Raw genomic sequence first — 19,716 nt, 5'->3', positions numbered from 1 at the left:
CGTGGTCTGGAACCACGCCCCGGCTTCCGTTGCAGGCGAAAACGCTCAGGCCGCAGCCAACGCGCGTCGCGGCGACACCAGCGACACCACCACGCTCACCACGATGTTCGCGACCAGCGCGATCAGGCCGATGTAGATCGGGTAGACCGCGTCGCCCAGATGCAGCGCGAACACCGGTTTCAGCCCTTGCGACACCGCGAGACTCGTGCCGAGCACGATGCCGACGAGCCAGCCGAGGAACAGGCCCGGCGTGTTCAGGCGACGCGTGTACAGCGAGAAAACGATGGCCGGGAAAATCTGCAGAATCCACACGCCGCCCAGCAGTTGCAGATCGATCGCATACTGCGTGGGCAGGAACACGATGAACAGCAGCGCACCGAACTTGACGACCAGCGACACGATTTTCGCGGTGGACGCCTCGCCTGCCGGCGAGATAGTCGGCGTCACCAGCGGACGCCACAGATTACGCGTGAACAGATTGGCCGCGCCGATCGACATGATCGCCGCCGGCACGAGTGCGCTGATGGCAATGGCCGCCGCCGCAAAACCGACGAACCACGACGGAAACAGCGTGTTGAAAAGCGCCGGCACCATGTCCGATGCCGACTTCACGTGCACGCCGGCCGCGATCGCCATGTACCCGAGCAGCGCGATCAGACCCAGCAGCAATGTGTACGCCGGCAGGAAGATCGCGTTCTTGCGCACCGTACTGGCCGATGACGACGACAGCACCGCCGTCATCGTATGCGGATACATGAAGGCGGCAAGGGCCGAACCCAGCGCGAGCGACGCATACGCAGTGAACTGCGTCGGTTTCAGGATGATGCCGGTCGCGCCGCCCTTCGCCTTGAAATAGGTGTCGGCTGCGTCGAACACATGCGCGTAGCCGCCGAGTTTCGCCGGAATCAGCCACACGGCTGCGATCACCACGATATAGATCATGATGTCCTTCACGAACGCGATCATTGCCGGCGCGCGCAGGCCGCTCGCATATGTGTAAAGCGCGAGAATCACGAACGCGACGATCAGCGGCATTTCGCCGGTCACGCCGAGACCCTTGATCACCACCTGCATGCCGACGAGTTGCAACGCAATATACGGCATGGTCGCGACGATACCGGTCAATGCGATCGCCGCCGGAAACCATTTGCCGCCGTATTCGCCTTGCACGTAATCCGCTGCGGTAACGTGGTTTTTCGCGTGCGCGATTTTCCACAGTTTCGGCATCACCGCAAAAACAAACGGGTACACGATGATCGTGTACGGCAATGCGAAGAAGCCATACGCTCCAACGGAATAAACGAGTGCGGGCACGGCGATCACGGTATAAGCCGTGTAGAAGTCGCCGCCGACCAGGAACCACGAAATGACGGTGCCGAACTGACGTCCGCCCAGACCCCATTCATGCAGTTGCGTGAGATCGCCCCGCTTCCAGCGCGCGGCGAAAAAGCCGATCACCGTCACGAGAATGAAGAACGCAATAAAAACGGTCATCGCGACCGGGTTCACCGGATTCAGATCGTTCATTTGACACCTCGATACACGACGTAAATCAGCAGCGAGGTCAACGGCACCCACAGGAACTGATACCAGTAGAAAAACGGAAAGCCCGCGAACGAAGGACGCGTGTCGTTATAGAACGGCAGCCACAACAGCGCGATATAAGGGATGAGCAGAATGAGCCAGAGCCATGAACGGCCGGCCGGTTGGGAGGTCTCCAAGAACTTCTCCTAAGTCTATTATTGACACACAGCGCGCCGGGCTGAGTGCCGGCTGCGAGCGCATTGGAATACCACGCCGGCGGCGCGGCATCCCGTGGGGATGTAGTATTCGCCTTCGTAAGCGTCCTTACAAGCGCGCAATTACGTATGCCGGCTACGTAATACTACGTAGCCGGCAAGCCGTGTTTTTCCGACGATGAAACTCAAAGCCAAGATTGTCCTGCTGGCGATCGTGCCGTTCCTCGCGGCTATTACCAGCATTGAAACCGGCGTGCGCACGGAAGCCACCGCGCTCGCCGAAACGCAGCACGCCACCACGCAAGCCGCCTACCTGGCGAGCAAGCGACTTGAGCTCAAGCACTATGTGGAGCTCGCCACCACGGCCATCGCACCGCTCTACAATGCGGGCGAGGACAATGCGCGCGATGACGCCATGCTGCGCATCCGCGCGCTCGACATGCTGCAGAAAATGGATTTCGGCAAGGACGGCTATTTTTTCGTGTTCGACATGCATGGCCGCGCGCTGATGCATCCACGTGAGCCGGGTCTCGTGGGCCGTGATCTGTGGGCACTGCGCGATTCGCAGGGCACGCCGACCATTCAGCAACTGCTCGCCGCCGCCGCGCACGGCGGCGGGTATGTGCGCTATCTGTGGCACCGCCCGTCGACCGGCAAGGTAGCGTCGAAACTCGGCTACGTGGTGCCGCTCGAACGTTGGGGCTGGATGATCGGCACCGGCATCTATCTCGACGACGTCGACTCGACGCTCGCCGATATCGATGCGAGCGCGGCCGCCAACATCGATCGCACAATGAAGTGGATCGACGCCATTGCAGTCGCCGGAATTGCGGTGATCGCCTTATGCGCGCTCGTATTGAACGTCAGCGAGTATCGCAGCGCGGACGCCAGACTCAAGAGACTCGCGCAGCAGGTCGTCGACTCGCAGGAAAACGAACGGGCGCGGCTTTCGCGCGAACTGCATGATGGCATCAGCCAGATGATGGTGTCGGTCAAGCTGCTGCTCGAGTCCGCACTCGCACGCTTCGAGCGCAGCGAGCCGCGTGTGCCGCCCGCCGAAGCCGCGCTCGCCACGAGTATCACGCGGCTTGGCGACACCTTGCGCGAAGTGCGCCGCATTTCGCATGCGCTGCGTCCGTCGATGCTCGACGATCTCGGCGTCGCCGCCGCGCTCGAACAACTCTCGCGTGAATTGAGCGAACAGTCCGGCATTGACATCGGCTTCACGCAGATCGCGCATACGCATGCCGCCGCGTTGCCGGAAGCGGTCAACACCGTGTTGTTTCGCATCGCGCAGGAGGCGCTGACCAATATCCTGCGCCACGCGGGCGCGTCGAAAGCGGCGTTGACGTTGGAAATATCGCACGACGCCGTCGCGCTGACGGTCTCCGACAATGGCCGCGGCTTCGACGTCGCCGATGCATTCGTGAGCCTGCGCGCCGGCGTCGGTCTGCGCAACATGCAGGAACGGGTAGAGGCGCTCGGCGGCAAGCTGTTGCTGAGTTCGCAAGCGGGCCATACGTCGGTCGCGGTCCGCGTGCCGCTTGGAGCACACGAGAACACACTGCCTGCATTGCAGGAGACCTGAACCATGAACGACATTTCCTCCGCCACTGCCCGTCTGATTCTCGTCGACGATCATCCGCTGGTTCGCGATGGCCTACGTGCGCGGCTCGAAGCGGTGCGCCATATCGAAGTGGTCGGCGAAGCAGGCAATGCGCATGAGGCCCTTGCGCTCGCAGCTAGCCATGAACCGCATCTCGTGCTGATGGACGTCGGCATGAACGGGATGAACGGCATTGCGCTCGCCGGCATGTTTCATGAGCGATTCCCCGCGATCCGCGTGCTGATGCTGTCGATGCACGACAATCTGGAGTACGTGACGCAAGCAGTGCGCGCCGGTGCAAGCGGTTACGTGCTCAAGGACTCGCCGGCCACTGAAATCATTCAGGCTATCGGCGCCGTGCTGGAAGGCAACACGTTTTTCAGTGCGGGACTGGGTGCGCGATTGATTCAGGCGTCGGCCATGCAATCGCCGATTGAACGGCTTACGCCACGTGAACGTGACATTCTCGACGCACTCGCGGAAGGCCTGTCGAGCAAGCAGATCGCGCAACGCAACGACCTGTCCGTGCGGACGGTGGAGACGCACCGGCTGAATCTGAAACGCAAGCTCGATATCGAGGGCCAGGCGGAACTGATCAAGTTTGCAGTAGAGAACCGGCGCCCGGCTCGCTGAATATTCAGGCATGCCTGGCTATGTGGGTGAGCGCACGCCGCAACGCGCGCTCGCTTCGCTCTCTACAGTCCGATCACTCAGGCAGCTTTTCAAACGATCGCGGCTCGTGCATCGGACAGCCATTGTGCTGACCACGAAAGACCGACGACATTTCATACGCCGGTTTGCGCGAACGCATTACGCCGCCTAACGGCCGGTGCGCGCTCAACCCATGCCACGGGCTGAAAGCCAGTTGGTCGTCCACGACCGCAGCGCGCGCTTCAGTCCACGCCGGCTGCGACGGTACGCTGATGCGCGCGACGCTCACGTACGGACTTTCATCTTCGGGCCATTTCACCGACGCGTCCTCGATCGGCATTCTGTCGATGTCGGTGGCAAGCTGAATACGCACGTCCCATTGTGCGGAGCCGGTTGCGAAGAACTCGTTGACCGCTTCGCGCAGCCCGTTCGGCTTGCCGTTCACGTCGAGCGATGTATCGGTCAGCGAAGTCAGGTTCGGAGAAAGAGGCACAACACTGAGTTTCGCGTAGTAGGGTCCGTAAAGAAACGGCACGCCCGTGTAAAACGTTTCGCCAAGAATATGCGTTTCCGGATGGCCACCCAGGTTTCTGAGCGTCGCGCTTTCGCCGCCCAGTGCTTCGACGGTCGCCTCGGTGCCGCGCAATACTGCCGACAGTGCCTTCTTCAGCCCGGGCGCTTTGTCGGTTGTTTTTGCGAGCAGCTTCAACATGCCGAGGAATTTCTTCGGCGTCGGCGCGCCGAACGCGGGCGCGTTCTGCATCACGAAGTCTTGCGTCACCTCGCCTTCGCTACCCGGCAAGCGCTCGCCTTCCACGCCGATAATCTTCACCGCGAGACCACGCGGTGTAGACACACTGTCGTCGAGAATGTCACCTGGGTTGGTCGAGAAACGCATGACCACCGGTAATTTCCCGGCTCGCGCGAACGCGCCCTGAGCGTAAGCAGGCGGCAGGTTGTCCAGTACTTCCAGTTCCCCCTGCAAAAGCCCGTGACTTTTGGCGTGAACGCTGCGCACTGCGTGGCCGTAGTCCTTATATGTCGTTTCGATGATGCTGCGCAGCGTGTCCACCAGTTCCTGCGTAGTTTCGGCTTCGTCCTCGGGGATCTGTTCGAACGTGGGATCGAAGCGCAGCGGTTGAATTGTCTGTCGGTCGGCCATGGTGAGCTCCTGAAATCGGAAAAATGAACGCGCGGCTGACGCATCATCATGCGGAAGCGGCGCGATAATGAGGCCACAGCAAGGGGTATTCCACGACCGCGCCAGCCGATGCGCGCGCTTCTCCAAGGAGCCGATGACAATGAATCGTTCGATCACTTCGCGGATGGCCGCGCTGCTGCTTGGCGCTGCAGCGGCTCATGCCCATGCGCAGGACGCACGGGTCAATCGCGGCCACGATCCGTTCTTTCAGATTTCTCACGCAATCGCCGATTGTCCGGTTCCGCTTGGACCGCTGGAAACCGGGCAGGAATGGCTGGACGACAGCCATTACCGCATTGAACGCGGCAACAGTTGCTGGGTGGAAGGCCGCTGCCGTCTATCCAACGCCTATCTGTACGACGCGGAAATTGCCGACACGGTACAGCGCCGCCTGTCCACGATCAACTACGCTACGCATTGGCGCGAACAGTCGACGCTCTGGCTCATCCTGCAACGCCGCTTCATCTACGTGCAAGGCTGTGTTGCACCGGGCTTCGACAAACAGGACTTTCTCACCGAACTCGGCAAAACGGCGGACGTCGATCGCGTGATAGACGACACGACGCAAAATCCGCACGCTCCGCAACTGCCGTACAGAACGCTCGCCGATCCGGATAAGCCGGTACTCGACCCCGGCAACTGAGCAGGCGCGCGGCGCTATATCCGCCATCACTCTTTGTCGCCTATATCCGCAAACCGACATAGCAACGCAGAAAACAAGCTTTGGCTGCGCTGGCGTCATTGCTAACATCGGCGACCCAACCTAATCGGTCACCACAACAATGACAACATCACGATCGCCTCGCCCTCGCGTTCGCATTGGCATCTTCGCCGCGGCAGTCGCCAGTCTCGTTGCACTCGCGTCTTGCGGCGACGACAACGTGCGCGGCGCGAGCACGTCAAGCACACCTGTGGCCGCGCAGAAACGCCCGAACATTCTGTACATCATGGCCGACGATCTCGGCTATTCGGATATTCACGCGTTCGGCGGAGAGATCAATACGCCAAACCTCGACGCGCTCGTGCAATCCGGCCGCATCTTCACGAATCATCACACGGGGACGGTCTGCGCGATCACGCGTTCCATGCTGATTTCCGGCACCGACCACCATCTGGTCGGCGAAGGCACGATGGGCGTGCCCACCGACGAACGCAAAGGCCTGCCGGGCTATGAAGGCTATCTGAACGACCGCGCATTGTCGGTCGCGCAATTGCTGAAGGACGGCGGTTACCACACCTATATGGCCGGGAAATGGCACATTGGTTCGGGCATCGTGGGCAGCACGACGGGCGGCGGACAGACACCGGATCAGTGGGGCTTCGAGCACAGTTACGCGCTTCTTGGCGGCGCCGCGACCAACCACTTCGCGCACGAACCCGCGAACTCGCAGAACTACACGGAAGACGGCCGCTACGTGCAGCCGGGCCAGCCCGGACAACCGGGCGGTGCGGGCGGCAGTCCCGCTGTATTCTATTCGACCGACTTTTATACGCAGCGTCTGATCTCGTACATCGACTCGAACAAAGGCGACGGCAAGCCGTTCTTCGCCTACGCGGCCTATACGTCGCCGCACTGGCCGCTTCAGGTTCCCGATCCTTATCTGCACAACTACGTGGGCAAGTACGACGCCGGGTACGATGCGATCCGCAACGCACGCATTGCGCGTCAGAAGGCGCTGGGCATCATCCCGAACGACTTCGTGCCTTATGGCGGTGCATCGGAAACGCTGGTAGCGACCGCGGCCACCGCGAATAACGGCACCGTCAACGCGAAATACGTGAGCGCGGTGCACAGCGCTGCGCAGGGTTATACCGACTACGGGCCGGGCTACGTCAACAAGACATGGGCCAGCCTCTCGCCCGCCGAAAAGAAAGCACAGGCGCGCTACATGGAAATCTACGCGGGCATGGTCGAAAATCTCGACCACAACATTGGCCTGCTGATTCAACACCTGAAGGATATCGGCGAATACGACAACACCTTCATCATGTTCCAGTCGGATAACGGCGCGGAAGGCTGGCCGATCGACTCCGGCGCGGACCCGACCGCCACCGACACGGCGAATGCCGCAGACCCTATCTATTCGACGCTTGGCACCGACAACGGCAAACAGAACGCGCAGCGCCTGCAATATGGTTTGCGCTGGGCAGAAGTGAGCGCCACGCCGTTTCGTCTCACGAAGGGCTATTCGGGCGAAGGCGGCGTGTCCACGCCGTTGATCGTGCATCTGCCGGGCCAGACCACGCAGAAGCCAACGCTGCGCGAATTCACGCACGTCACGGACAACACGGCCACGTTCCTCGCCGTCGCGCAGATCGCGCCGCCCACGCAGGCCGCCCCGCCGCTGATCAATACGCTGACTGGCGTCGATCAGAACAAGGGCAAGGTGGTCTACAACAATCGCTATGTGTATCCGGTGACCGGGCAATCGCTGCTGCCGCTGCTCAACGATCAGACCTCCAGCGCTCCACATACGGCCTCGTTCGGCGACGAGGCATATGGCCGCGGTTATCTGCGCAGCGCGGACGGCCGCTGGAAAGCCCTGTGGACCGAGCCGCCGCTCGGCCCCGTGGACGGCCACTGGCAACTGTTCGACATGAGCGCCGATCGCGGTGAAACACAGGATGTGTCAGCGCAGAACCCGTCGGTCATCGACGGCCTCGTGCAGCAGTGGAACAACTACATGAGCAACGTGGGCGGTGTCGAGCCGCTGCGTCCGCGCGGCTACTACTAAGTGCTGGGTTCGTCATGACGTTCCGTCTCAAACCGAAATCAAATATCGCGCTCTACGGTATGTATGCCGTGATCGCGGCCGCGGCCTTTGTCACCGCCTATACCGTTGCGTCGGCTACGTCTGCTGCATCGGCGGTGTTCAGCGGCAGCAACGCGAGCGCGTTCGATGAACTGAACCGCTCGCGCCCGCTCGTGCCGCTCGGCAACGAAGCACAGTGCGAGCGCTACGGTGGGCTGCCGGTGCGTTGGCGCGACGATCCGAAGGCCGGCATGGTGCATCTGCGTGGCGGCACCTTCGTATTCGGCAGCCGGCTCGGCTACGAGGACGAACGCCCCGCCGGCGACGGCATGACGCGTGTCGCCGGCTTCTGGATCGATCAGACGGACGTGACGAACGCGCAATTCGCCGCGTTCGTGAGGGCGACCGGCTACGTCAGCGATTCCGAGCGCCAGGGCGGCGCAGTGGTCTTTCACAGCCCGACGCGCGAGGAAATGAATGCCCGCGATCTCGCATGGTGGACGTGGGTCAAAGGCGCCGCGTGGAATCATCCAGCCGGGCCGGGCAGCACGCTGGCCGGCCGCATGAACCAGCCTGTCACGATGGTGACGCAGGCCGACGCGCTCGCTTACGCGCACTGGCTCGGCCGCGATCTGCCGACCGAGGCGGAGTGGGAATTCGCGGGCAAGGCGGGCCACGAAGGCGCGCAACTCGACACCGCGCCGCGCGACGAGCACGGTAAGCCCGCAGCGAACTATTGGCAGGGCGTCTTCCCCATACTCAACACGAATGAAGATGGTCACGTTGGACTCGCGCCCGTCGGCTGCTATGCGGCCAACGATTTCCGGCTCTACGACATGATCGGCAACGCGTGGGAGTGGACGAAAGACGTGTACAGCGGCCCGCATCAGTCGCATACCAACGGCGACACCGCAGCCGTCGCGCCGCCTGGCCGCAGGCACGATACGCCGATGGTCATCAAGGGCGGCTCGTTCCTCTGTTCACGCGACTACTGCGTGCGCTATCGCGCGGCATCGCGTGAACAGCAGGAAGCGGATCTGCCGGCCTCGCACATTGGTTTTCGCACGGTACTGAGGGATGCGTCATGACGCGTCTTTTCGCGAAGTATCTGGCTGTGCTGGCTGCCTCCCTCCTCCAGGTCGCGCACGCCGCTACGCCGTCTGTCGTCAAGATTGGCGTAAGCGCCGGTGCGCACGCGCAGATCATGAACGAAGTACGCCGCGTGGCTGCAACGCATGGCCTTGCACTGGACGTCGTCGTCTTCGATGATCCTGCGCGTATCGACGCAGCGCTCGCGTCGAACGAGATCGACGCCGCGAGCTTTGAAGATGCGCCTTCTTTCGACACGCAGCGCCGACGGCATGGCTATGCACTGGCTAGCGTTGCCACCACGGTCACGTTTCCGATCGCACTGTACTCGCGCAAACTGACCAGCCTCAGCCAGTTACAGCGCGGTGCGACGATCGCGGTTCCCGCCGATCGCGAGGGTACGGCGCGCGCACTGATTCTTCTGCAGAATTTCACGTTGCTTACTTTCAGGGACAGCGCGGGTCTGCATGCGACGCTCGCCGATATCACGAGCAACCGGCTGAATCTGAGGATTCGTCAGGTGCCGCGCGCGAAGCTGTTCGATACGCTGCCCGGCGTAGCCTTCGCTGTAATCGACAGTGACGACGCCGCACGCGCCGGCCTCTTTCCCGCGCGCGACAGCCTCGGCCTCGAAGATGCGCGTTCGCCCTATGCCAACGTTCTGACAGTTCGGGAAAGCGATTGCACCCAGCCTTGGGTCGCCCAGTTGATCGCGTCGTATCACTCGACCGACGTTGCGCATTTCATCCTGACGCGCTATCAGGATTCGGTGCGCCGCCCGTGGTGACACCGCCAACGCTGAACGCGTTTTCATTCGGCTGTTCAGCGTGTGGCAAATGCTGCAACACGCCGCCCGCCCTGTCGCTGCCCGAGTTGTTCCGGCATCGCGATCTGTTCATCGGCTGTCTGGCCATTGGGCGTGTGCCGCGCCGACGCACGGGTGAACGCCTGCGCACGGGCAATCACACAAGCGTACTCGACGAGTCCGACGTGGCCGCATTCGATTCGATTGCGCGCACGCTGCTTCATCACGCGAACGGCGAGACGTTCAGTATCGTGGCGCAAGGCTATGACTACCCGTCTCTCGCGCGCTGTCCCGCTCTGCTGGATGACGGCCTCTGCGCGGTTCATCTGCAGGGCAAACCGGTGACATGTGAAGTCGTGCCGCTCGATCCGCTCGTGCCCGACCGTTTCCAGCATCTCGTACTCGCAGGACGCAGCCAGAGCGCCGCTTATCTCGGCGCGGACTGCATTCAGGAGGGCGCGCACGCGGATGAACCGCTGCTCGTCGCAAACGGCCGGATAGAAGACGACGGCGCGACCAACGCGCTGTCACGTCGCCGTGCAGCACTCGAACTCGACCATGCATTCTGGGGGCGCGCCGTGTTCGCGTCGTTGCGCAGGGGACTGTTCGATTCGGCCGCCGCGCTGGCGCGCATTCCGCCAGGCGGCTTCTTAACGATTTCAATCGTACCGGCGTTGCTCGCCGTTGCGGGCGCGTCCGCGCCATGCCGCGATTGGTGTATCGACTTTATCGACAGTCAGTTGGCGCTGATCGACCGCAGCATTGCACAAGCCATGACGCGACGCCGTCTGGACGACCGGCATGTCACGCAGGAATTACGTGGATTCGCCAACGCCTACCAGCGGGCAAAAGCCGTACTGAGCATCCCTCTTACTCGCAACAAGGAAAGTGGCGATTCGGCGTTCGCAACGACGGTCGAAGCGTATCTTCGCGGCGCAAGCCTATCTTCATAGTTGCGTGTCGAGTAGCGGTACAAATTTTTCAATCAGCTTTTCGCGCAATGGTCGGTGCATCCAGATGTCCAGCGTAATCTGCTGCGACTTGCTGATGTCGTCGGCAAAAACAGCGGTTTGCTGTCGTGCGAAGTCGCGGTCGTATATGTTCAGATTGGCTTCGTCGTTGAGCTTGAACGAGCGGCTGTCGAAATTGGTCGAGCCCACTGAAACGAGATACTCGTCCACCACCAGCAATTTGCAGTGGAACATGGTGGGCTGATATTCGTACATTTCGACGCCCGCTTTCAGCAGATCGCCCCAGCATGCGCGCGACGCTTCACGTACCGTGTGGGTGTCGATGCGCTTGCCCGGCGTGATGATCTGCACTTTCACGCCACGCTTCGCTGCTTCGACGATCGCGTTGATAGTCAATTTGTCGGGTACGAAATACGCGCTTGCCAGATGAATGCTGTGCGTGGCTGCGGTGATCGCCATCAGATACATGAGCTGCATGTCGTCGCTGCCGCCCGAGGGCGAACTGCTGAACATATGCGCGAGACCGTCGCCTTGCGATTCAATGTCGGGAAAGTAATCCCCGCCGTGCAAGACGTTGCCTGTCGCCTTGACCCAGTTATCCATGAACACGGCCTGCATATGACCGACGACCGGGCCAGCCACACGGAAATGCGTATCGCGCCAGTGCTTTTCGTTCTGCGCATCGCCTGTCCACTCCGGTGCGATGCCTACTCCGCCGGTAAAGCCAATACGCCCGTCGACTACGAGCAGTTTGCGGTGCGTGCGATCGTTCATGCGGCCAAGACCAGTCCAGTGCGGCTTGTGGTACTGGATAACTTCAGCGCCTGCGTCGCGCAGCATGCTCAGATAACGCTTGTCCATTTTCGACGAGCCAACCCAGTCGAGCAGCACATGCACGGCAACGCCCTCGCGCGCTTTATCGGCGAGTGCCTGCGCGATCTGCTCGCCGATCGCCCCTGACCAGTAGATAAATGTTTCAAACGTGATCGTCTTGCGCGCGGCACGAATGCCTTCCAGCATGGACGGAAAAATCTGATCGCCGTTACGCAGCATTTCAAAGCAATTGCCTGAAATCACGGGCGGCCCGAGCAGCAAACCCATCGATCGAAGAAATTGCGGATCGTCGCTTGAATAAAGCCGGTCGATCTTGTGCTCGATTTTCTTTTCGCCGCTCGACAAATTTGCAATGAGCAGAATAATGACGACAGTTACAACGACGGTAATCGGAATCGTCAGCATGCGTGGCCTCGATGCTAATCGGCAGAGCGCATGAATAAGCGGCACTCTGCGTGTTTTAATGGAGACGACAGGGCCCTAAGCCGGGTATTACCACGGCCGCAGCACGCATTGCGCGTGCCAGGGTAGGATCGCGCTTTGCTGCCCGACTGAACTACCGTACCAGCGCGAACGCTTCGCGGCTCGCTATTTCCCCTGCGCCATAAACACCGATTACCGTATAGTCCGAGGCGACACACTCGAACGTGGACTCGTTGAATGTAATCACGAAATGCCGTTGCGCTGGCCCGTTTGCACCGACGGACGATAGCTCCGCAGCGAGCGACGAATGGATCACCTCGTGCGCGGAAAAGCCGTTGAGCCCCTGTGACGCGAGTGGATGAATGTCCAGTTCGGCATCACCGGGCGGACCAAGGCGATGAAAGGCCGTATCCGGAAACAGTACGGTGCAGAACGGGTCGTCGTCCGGATCGAATGGACCGTACCGTTCGAAGGCGGATTCCGCTATCGGATAGGCAAGAATGACCCGCCTGTCGCTCGCGACGATAAACGGTCCAGCAGCATCCGCTGCAGGTTGAGGAACATCGTCCAGCAGGACGACCTGGTCTTCCTGTTCGGGTGACGCGGGCGCGCGGGTCATTTACTTCATTACTCCAGTGCGCGTTATGCGCCGGCTTGCGTCGAGGAGGCTTCCGGTGCGGGCGTGGCCGGCGTCGCGGCTTTTGCGGCTGCCTTGCGACCCGGCGACTTACGGGGCGTTTTTACGGCCGTGGATTTTGCGGAAGCTTTCTTTGCGGCCGGACTCGCCGCGCTTTTCGTGGCGGTTACTTGACGTGCTGCCGTAGAGGCCTTACTGGCGGTAACTGTCCTGGCGGCTTTCTTTGCTACTGCCTTCCTGGCTACCACCTTCTTTGCAGAGGCCTTCTTGCTTACCGCGCCGCTGGTTGCTGCCGCCTTCGTGTTGCCGGCCTTCGCTGCAGCCCTCGTCGCCACCTTCTGACCCGTATCGCCGGTTGCTGCCATCGCGCTGTCGATCAGAAATCGGCTGCGGTCTCTCACCGATGCGAGCCATGCCGGCGCCGGACCGCGCCCACTCCAGGTCGCACCGGTTTTCGGATTCAGATACTTGGCCGGCTGCGCGCCTTTTGGCTGACCTTTGCCACGTTTCGTTGCCGTGACACCGGCTTTTGCCGCAGACGTCGATGCACTCGCGCCTTCGATCAGAAATTGAGTGCGGTCTTTCACGCTGGCAATCCATGCCGGCGCGCGGCCATGGCCTGTCCAGGTTGCGCCGGTTTTGTGATCGCGATATTTCGGCGACGCCTTGCCCGCTTTCGCAACTTTTGCGCTGGCATGGCCATTCAGTCCTCGCAAAGTGCGCCTGGCTTTCGCGCTGGCTTCGATGTCCGCTGTGGTCAGGCCATGCTTGAGCATCAGATCACGAATCTGATCGACCGCGACTTGCGCCTTTCTGGCAATAAGGACGTCGGCTTGTGCCTGGAGCTTTTTCAGCTTTGCTTGGATTTGCTCTAACGTGGGCATTGATTGCTCCTTATGTGGGAATCGATCGAACTATGCCATGAATGACTGAAGAAAGGCAGGTTTGCGCGGCCCAAAATACACGGGTGTCGCGTTTTACGCCTATCTGGTGGAGTACGAACCTTTCGACTCCTCGACCGGCCAGGCGATGCTCTTTACTTTCTCTTTCTTTCTCTTTCCTTCCTGAACTTCTTTTGTCTTTCCAATTCACTGCCGGCACTCAAATCGGCGTAAATACAACCGCCTGACGATCGGCGATGTATCGAACGCTGCGCATGAAACGGTACTGTTGCTCTCCGGCGGTTATCCGGTTCAGGCCGAGGCGGGTCAATGCAAGCATTTCGTCCGCCTGCGATGCGACCACCACGCCGAGATCAGCCAATGCGTCGAGTGCACCTGACGGATCGCCGACATACACGCTGCGCACATGCGTCCCCACACGCATCAGCACGACACTTTCCCCTTCGTCGAGCGCCAGTTCGAGATAGCTGGCCAGAGTTTGTAGCGAAATCGGCGTACAGGACTGGGACTGATAGTTCACGGCATTCGATGGCGTCATTTTCGATTCCCCGTCATTGGCATCAAGAGAAGACCGGCGCTGTGCGTCGCGGCGATAGTCGCTTCTACTATAGGCAAGCATTCGAAGATTCAAAGGACCCAGCATCAATTTTTTAATACTCGAGCGTCTTTAAACGCGTTGTCGGCTATAGAAAGCTGGATGGAGCGGCGAAAACTTCCCCTGCTGCTAGCCAAAACACGCGGCGGGAAATAGCCTGCACCGGCCGCCAATCCTTACAGCAAAGGATGAGCAGGCTGCGCCCGCTGTTCACGCGCTCTAAAGAACTGACTGTCTGCGCGCTGGCTTAGCTGGCTTCCAGAGCAAGGCACGACGCGACTGAATGGCCGGCTTTTGTCGGACCTGCGATGCGAAAGCCGCGCAAAGGCAGAAATTTCAGTTTTTAAAGTTATATATTTGCACTTCACCAGCGTTCATTTATTCTTCGTTCGGCAACGCTCATCGTTGCGAAGCGTGATATCGCGCAGTATGCCTGGTTGCTGTCTTTAACCCACCGCGCGCCCGACTGAAAGGATGTCTGAATGAAGCTCGACAAATGGAAAGAAGACGCATCCCCGGAGCGCCGTAAGCTGATCCGCAGCAAGATTCACGTGTTGCTGGCCACGATCGGTACGCTTACGTCGGTCGCGGGAATCGGCGTTGTGATAAACGGCGGCCTCGAATTCAATCGCACCAAGGTACTCGTGGGCGTAGGCATAATCGTGGTCTCCACGATTCTTTATGTGTCAATGCTGTTCGCACCTGCCGAGTAGCCGTATCGCATCAAGTCAGGTGAGAAATCTGAAGCTTGCCGTTCCAGTGCGCATTCAGGTATTCAAGTGCACTCCGGCGATGACAATGATGGGGTAAATGTTCACTGCAAAGCAGGCATGCCGAGCGGAACATGTCGGCGTCCAGGCTGCTTTCTACGCGGCGCCTGGCAATCAGGTCGAGGTAGGCCGCTTCGTAATCTTTCCACGTTAGCTCCTTGGCCCGGTAACGCTTCAGGAGCGACGGCTCGGGCGCAAGCTCAGGCAGCTCGACATAGGCGGCGTTGCACAGATTCTCGAGAAAGAACGGCAGGTCCTGTTTCTTTGCGAAGCCCGCCAGCTGTGACGTATTGTTCAGGCGCACATCCAGAACCGTGCGTACATGTGCGCGTTTGAGAAGATCGAAAAAACTTTCCGCCGTTTTATTGGTGAAGCCGATGGTCGCCACCTGCACGGGCGGACTGGCTGTTTTTGTCACCATAACGCGTCGCTCGATGCGTACATGATTGCGGAGTTACGCAAAGAATAAACAAAAAACCCCGCTGCCGTAGCGCAAGCGGGGTTCTTGCTCATACATCGCATCCGCTTATTTGCCGATGCCGACGAGTTCGACCTCGAACGTCAACTCGCTATTCGGCGGAATCGGGCCGACACCACGTTCACCGTAAGCCGTAGCCGCCGGGCAGGTGAGCTTGGCTTTGCCGCCCACCTTCATTGTTTGCACGCCTTGCGTCCAGCAGGGGATGACGCGGTTCAGCGGGAAAGTGGCCGGTCCACCGTGTTTGGCAGAGCTGTCGAACTCGGTGCCGTTGGACAATGTGCCTCGGTAGTTGACCTTCACGACGTCGTCCGCCGCCGGTTGCGCACCCGTGCCCTGAACCAGGTGTTCGACGATCACGCCAGAAGGCAGCTTCTCAGTGGTGGGCGCGGCAGCCATTGCTGTCGAGGAAAGAACCGCGGCAGCGACCAAAGCAACGATGGATTTCAAATGACGTCTCCAGTGGGGTGATGGGTGTCATTGTAACGGATCGCTTCCCGCGCTCATTGCAATGGACGTGCAGTCTGATCCTCGTGGACGTCGACGATCGGGCGAGACTCCTACTTCTTGTGAATGCTCGGGAAAAACCGCTACTTCTTGCATGGCAGCCTGCGGCATTCCCGGTCAATTCGACCGTTTCACTGAAAAGCAGCGGCTGCTATCCGGCGACGGATGTTGCAGATACAGACTGCAGCGTCGGCGTAAATGAGAAGATGTGATGGTGAACCAGAAGCGCAATTGATCGGTCCACTCGTAGAGTGAGCGCGCTAGCACGCGCTCGTAGGTACCTCCTGAAGAGCAATTCAATAACGGTTTCCAAGACACGGTGAAATGAATAACCCGCCCGATCCCGACGAGGACCCGACAGGCGCGTCTCCGGTTGCACGCGAGAGGCGCCGCGCGCCGCGCCCGCGCCGGATCCCGCGCAGTCGCGCACAGCAGGCGCGGCTCGATGCGCGCGAGCCGGCGTTCGAGCCCATTGCGTTCAAGCTCGACGAAGCCGCTGCTGGCCGGCCATTCAAAGAAAGGCTTGCCGAGTGGTTCGAGGGGCGCCACTGGCAGCCCTTTAAATTTCAACGCGATGTGTGGCGCGAAATCGGTCGCGGCGCGAGCGGTCTGCTTCACGCGACGACCGGTGCCGGCAAAACCTGGGCTGTCTGGTTCGGCGCACTGGCCGCCTTCTCGGAACAGCCGAACTCTGCGCCGAAGCAACGGCGCACGCCGCGCACGCAGCCAGAACCGCTTACGGTCCTGTGGATTACGCCAATGCGCGCGCTCGCCGCCGACACCGCCCGCGCCTTGCAAAGCTCGGCAACCGAACTTGCCGTGCCGTGGAGCGTCGGACTGCGAACTGGCGACACGTCGTCGGCCGAACGCGCACGGCAGAACCGGCGCATGCCGTCGGCGCTCGTCACGACACCCGAAAGCCTGTCGCTGATCCTGACGAGGCCCGACGCGCGTGAGGTGCTGTCGCATGTGCGACTCGTCATCGTCGATGAATGGCATGAACTGCTCGGCAACAAGCGAGGCACGCAAACACAGCTCGCGCTCGCGCGCCTCGCGCACTGGCGGCCAGGGCTGCAGGTATGGGGCCTGTCGGCAACGCTCGGCAACCTGCCTTTTGCAGCCGAGGTTCTGCTTGCGCCGGTGCAGACACCGCGTGTCAGTGTTCACGGCGCGTTGCCGAAAGCGCTGATCGTCGACACGGTGATACCGGATACGATCGAGCGCTTTCCATGGGGCGGCCATATGGGGATGCGCCAGGTCGAAGCCGTTGCCGACGCTATTGGAGATGCGCAGACATCGCTCGTGTTCACCAATACACGCTCGCAATGCGAAGTCTGGTATCAGGCGCTGCTGGAAGCGCGGCCCGAATGGGCAGGTCTGATTGCGCTGCATCACGGTTCGCTCGATCAGGAAGTCCGTGAATGGGTAGAGCGTGGTCTCAAGAGTGGGCTGCTGAAAGTGGTTGTGTGTACATCGAGTCTCGATCTCGGTGTGGATTTTCTGCCGGTGGAGCGCGTATTTCAGATCGGCTCCCCCAAAGGTGTCGCGCGTCTGATGCAACGCGCTGGGCGTTCGGGCCACGCACCTGGGCGGCCGTCGCGTGTCACGATCGTCCCCACGCATGCGCTCGAACTCGTCGAGGCGGCTGCCGCGCGCGAGGCGGTGGAGAAGCGGCAGATCGAAGGCCGCGATATGCCGGACAAGCCGTTCGACGTACTGGTCCAGCATCTCGTCACGGTGGCGATCGGAGGCGGCTTCGATCCAGATGAACTTTATAAGGAGATTCGCGGGACGTATGCCTATCGATATCTGACGCAAGCGGAGTTCGACTGGGCACTCGCTTTCGTGGAGGGCGGCGGCACATCGCTGCGCGCGTACCCCGACTACCATCGCGTGGTGCGTGAAAGCGATGGGCAGTACCGCGTGCCGCGCGACGACCTGGTGCGCCGGCATCGCAACAACATTGGCACGATCGTCGCGAATGGCACGCTGAACGTGGCGTATCTGTCAGGCGGCCGCATCGGCGCAATCGAGGAATCGTTTATTTCGCGGCTCAAGCCGGGTGACATTTTCACATTCGGCGGACGCGCACTCGAACTGATCCGCGTGCAGGATATGACGGCATGGGTGCGGCGCGCGACGACATCACGCGGAGCAATGCCGCAATGGGCGGGAAGCCGGATGCCACTTTCGTCCGAACTGGCCGACGCGACGCTCGACATGCTGGCCCGCGCAGCACACGGCAATTATGACGAACCGGAAATGCGCGCGGTGCGCCCGCTGCTCGAATTACAGCAGAAGTGGTCCGTGCTGCCCGAACCGGGTGTGCTCGTCGTGGAATTGGTGAAATCCCGCGAGGGTCACCACTTCTTTTGCTATCCGTTTGCCGGACGCACAGCGCACATTGGTCTCGGTGCATTACTCGCATGGCGAGTGGCGCGCGAGAAGCCCGGCACGTTCTCCATTTCGATGAACGACTACGGTTTCGAGTTGTTGTCCGCGCAACCATTCGACTGGGAAGGGGAAATTGGCCGAGGCCTTTTCTCTCCCAACGAACTGGATCACGACATTCTGGCGAGCCTCAATTCATCGGAGCTATCGTTGCGGCGTTTCCGCGAAATTGCGCGAGTGTCCGGCCTCGTGTTTCAAGGGCATCCAGGGCAGCAGAAAAGCGCGCGCCAACTGCAGGCTTCCAGCGGTCTTTTCTATGAAATCTTCCGCAATCACGACAGCGATAATCTATTGCTCAATCAGGCCGATACAGAAGTACTGCTGCAGGAACTCGACGCGCAGCGAATCCGCATTGCGCTGGAACGCATGAATACCAGCCAGGTGGTCGTCACGCGGCCAAAGAAGCCAACACCGTTTGCGTTTCCGCTCATTGTCGGGCGTCTGCGCGAGAAAGTGAGTACGGAGAAGCTCGCGGACCGCGTCGAGCGGATGCTGGCCGAACTCGAAAAGGCTGCGCGCGTATGAGGGCCGCTTCGCTCGAGATTGTTCTTGCAGGGCACCGGCTCGTGCTGTCGAGTTTGCGTGCCGCTTTCGATCCAGTACTGCGCACGTTATTCGTCGCCGATGCGCATTTCGGCAAGGACGCGGTCTTTCGCGCTCGCGGCATTCCTGTGCCGGTGGGTTCGAACGCGGATAATTTACAGCGGCTCGACATGCTGATCTCCGAATTCGAGCCGGCCATGCTCGTATTCCTCGGAGATCTGCTGCACGCGCGAGAGGCAAATGCGAAGGAGACGCTCAACGCGCTGCAAACGTGGCGCGCGAGACATCCCTCGCTGCGTGTCGTGCTGGTCGAAGGCAATCACGATCGGCATGCGGGTGCGTTGCCGGACTGCCTCAATATCGAAACGGTGCAGGAGCCGTGGCGTATCGGGCCGTGGGCCTTATGTCATTACCCGCAGCGGATTGCGAATGCGTATGCGCTCGCAGGACACGAACATCCCGTTTATCGGATCAGGACAAGAAATGATTCGGTACGTGTGCCATGCTTCCGGTTTGGCGTCGCGAGTGGCGTATTGCCGGCTTTTGGGAGCTTCACCGGTGGCGCGCGAGAAGATGGACGAGTGACAAACGAACGCGTCTATCTTGTGGTGCCGGAGAGGGTGATCGAGGTAGTGCAGTGAGGATAGACGCTGATGCGAGTTGCCGGATGTCCGGGGTTCTCGTTCTGCGTTGAGGACGAGCGGCGCTGGGCGTCCGCTCGTTTTTTTTGGATGCCGCCGACTTGGCACGCGCCGGCCGTT

19 protein-coding genes are annotated in these 19,716 nt (G+C 60.7%); 10 read left to right on the top strand and 9 right to left on the bottom strand.

Going from position 1 to position 19,716, the window contains the following annotated elements:
• Window positions 1-45: 45 nt before the first annotated feature.
• Entirely contained in the window at window positions 46-1,527 is a 1,482-nt protein-coding gene (locus AAGS40_RS17365) for a sodium:solute symporter family protein (RefSeq protein WP_345816017.1), read from the bottom strand.
• Window positions 1,524-1,721 (bottom strand): DUF3311 domain-containing protein, encoded by a 198-nt coding sequence (locus AAGS40_RS17360; RefSeq protein ID WP_007177944.1) that lies wholly within the window; start codon window positions 1,719-1,721, stop codon window positions 1,524-1,526. The genes AAGS40_RS17365 and AAGS40_RS17360 overlap by 4 nt, the downstream gene beginning before the upstream one ends.
• A gap of 196 nt (window positions 1,722-1,917) precedes the next feature.
• Here AAGS40_RS17360 and AAGS40_RS17355 point away from each other — a divergent pair, with 196 nt between their 5' ends.
• Both AAGS40_RS17355 and AAGS40_RS17350 read left to right on the top strand, forming a co-directional pair.
• Window positions 1,918-3,327, top strand: coding sequence for a cache domain-containing protein (locus AAGS40_RS17355; RefSeq protein ID WP_345816016.1), 1,410 nt, complete (start codon window positions 1,918-1,920; stop codon window positions 3,325-3,327).
• Window positions 3,328-3,330: 3 nt separating this feature from the next.
• Window positions 3,331-3,978 carry a response regulator transcription factor gene (locus AAGS40_RS17350; RefSeq protein ID WP_345816015.1) on the top strand — a complete coding sequence of 216 codons (648 nt, stop codon included), beginning with the start codon at window positions 3,331-3,333 and terminating at the stop codon, window positions 3,976-3,978.
• A 73-nt stretch (window positions 3,979-4,051) separates the two neighbouring features.
• Here AAGS40_RS17350 and AAGS40_RS17345 read toward each other — a convergent pair whose 3' ends face one another.
• Window positions 4,052-5,158, bottom strand: a complete 1,107-nt coding sequence (locus tag AAGS40_RS17345; RefSeq protein ID WP_345816014.1) for a catalase family protein — start codon at window positions 5,156-5,158, stop codon at window positions 4,052-4,054.
• A gap of 139 nt (window positions 5,159-5,297) precedes the next feature.
• Between AAGS40_RS17345 and AAGS40_RS17340 the strand changes: the two genes are divergently transcribed.
• From AAGS40_RS17340 to AAGS40_RS17320, 5 genes are all read left to right on the top strand, one after another.
• Window positions 5,298-5,840, top strand: coding sequence for a hypothetical protein (locus tag AAGS40_RS17340; RefSeq protein WP_345816013.1), 543 nt, complete (start codon window positions 5,298-5,300; stop codon window positions 5,838-5,840).
• Window positions 5,841-5,979: 139 nt separating this feature from the next.
• Entirely contained in the window at window positions 5,980-7,932 is a 1,953-nt protein-coding gene (locus tag AAGS40_RS17335) for an arylsulfatase (RefSeq protein WP_345816012.1), read from the top strand.
• Window positions 7,933-7,946: 14 nt separating this feature from the next.
• Window positions 7,947-9,038: a formylglycine-generating enzyme family protein gene (locus AAGS40_RS17330; RefSeq protein ID WP_345816011.1), complete on the top strand. Its 1,092-nt coding sequence runs from the start codon at window positions 7,947-7,949 to the stop codon at window positions 9,036-9,038.
• Window positions 9,035-9,826 (top strand): MetQ/NlpA family lipoprotein, encoded by a 792-nt coding sequence (locus AAGS40_RS17325; RefSeq protein WP_345816010.1) that lies wholly within the window; start codon window positions 9,035-9,037, stop codon window positions 9,824-9,826. Before AAGS40_RS17330 ends, AAGS40_RS17325 begins: the two co-directional genes overlap by 4 nt.
• Window positions 9,820-10,797 (top strand): hypothetical protein, encoded by a 978-nt coding sequence (locus tag AAGS40_RS17320; protein ID WP_345816009.1) that lies wholly within the window; start codon window positions 9,820-9,822, stop codon window positions 10,795-10,797. Before AAGS40_RS17325 ends, AAGS40_RS17320 begins: the two co-directional genes overlap by 7 nt.
• On the opposite strand, the gene cls is transcribed toward AAGS40_RS17320, so the two are convergent.
• The 4 genes from cls to AAGS40_RS17300 form a co-directional block, all read right to left on the bottom strand.
• Window positions 10,792-12,054 carry a cardiolipin synthase gene (cls, locus tag AAGS40_RS17315; RefSeq protein ID WP_345816008.1) on the bottom strand — a complete coding sequence of 421 codons (1,263 nt, stop codon included), beginning with the start codon at window positions 12,052-12,054 and terminating at the stop codon, window positions 10,792-10,794. The genes AAGS40_RS17320 and cls overlap by 6 nt on opposite strands.
• A 151-nt stretch (window positions 12,055-12,205) precedes the next feature.
• Entirely contained in the window at window positions 12,206-12,691 is a 486-nt protein-coding gene (locus tag AAGS40_RS17310) for a hypothetical protein (RefSeq protein ID WP_345816007.1), read from the bottom strand.
• Window positions 12,692-12,714: 23 nt separating this feature from the next.
• Window positions 12,715-13,593 (bottom strand): H-NS family nucleoid-associated regulatory protein, encoded by an 879-nt coding sequence (locus tag AAGS40_RS17305; RefSeq protein ID WP_345816006.1) that lies wholly within the window; start codon window positions 13,591-13,593, stop codon window positions 12,715-12,717.
• A 217-nt stretch (window positions 13,594-13,810) separates the two neighbouring features.
• Entirely contained in the window at window positions 13,811-14,254 is a 444-nt protein-coding gene (locus tag AAGS40_RS17300; RefSeq protein WP_345816005.1) for a hypothetical protein, read from the bottom strand.
• 434 nt (window positions 14,255-14,688) lie between these two features.
• On the opposite strand from AAGS40_RS17300, the gene AAGS40_RS17295 reads away from it, so the two are divergent.
• Complete coding sequence (locus AAGS40_RS17295; RefSeq protein WP_345816004.1) at window positions 14,689-14,919, top strand: DUF2964 family protein; 231 nt, start codon at window positions 14,689-14,691, stop codon at window positions 14,917-14,919.
• A 10-nt stretch (window positions 14,920-14,929) separates the two neighbouring features.
• Here the strand turns inward: AAGS40_RS17295 and AAGS40_RS17290 are convergent, their stop codons facing one another.
• Both AAGS40_RS17290 and AAGS40_RS17285 read right to left on the bottom strand, forming a co-directional pair.
• Entirely contained in the window at window positions 14,930-15,397 is a 468-nt protein-coding gene (locus AAGS40_RS17290; RefSeq protein WP_345816003.1) for a DUF488 domain-containing protein, read from the bottom strand.
• Between the two features lie 105 nt (window positions 15,398-15,502).
• The gene (locus AAGS40_RS17285) at window positions 15,503-15,853 is read right to left on the bottom strand and encodes an FKBP-type peptidyl-prolyl cis-trans isomerase (RefSeq protein WP_345816609.1); all 351 of its coding nucleotides are present in this window, start codon (window positions 15,851-15,853) and stop codon (window positions 15,503-15,505) included.
• A 432-nt stretch (window positions 15,854-16,285) separates the two neighbouring features.
• Between AAGS40_RS17285 and AAGS40_RS17280 the strand changes: the two genes are divergently transcribed.
• Together AAGS40_RS17280 and pdeM are read left to right on the top strand one after the other, a co-directional pair.
• The gene (locus tag AAGS40_RS17280; RefSeq protein ID WP_345816002.1) at window positions 16,286-18,937 is read left to right on the top strand and encodes a ligase-associated DNA damage response DEXH box helicase; all 2,652 of its coding nucleotides are present in this window, start codon (window positions 16,286-16,288) and stop codon (window positions 18,935-18,937) included.
• On the top strand, window positions 18,934-19,596 hold the full coding sequence (gene pdeM / locus AAGS40_RS17275) for a ligase-associated DNA damage response endonuclease PdeM (RefSeq protein ID WP_345816001.1): 663 nt from the start codon (window positions 18,934-18,936) through the stop codon (window positions 19,594-19,596). The genes AAGS40_RS17280 and pdeM overlap by 4 nt, the downstream gene beginning before the upstream one ends.
• The last annotated feature ends 120 nt before the right edge of the window (window positions 19,597-19,716 follow it).

The organism is Paraburkholderia sp. PREW-6R, assembly GCF_039621805.1.
Lineage (GTDB): Bacteria > Pseudomonadota > Gammaproteobacteria > Burkholderiales > Burkholderiaceae > Paraburkholderia.
This window is presented reverse-complemented; position numbering and strand designations above follow the sequence as displayed.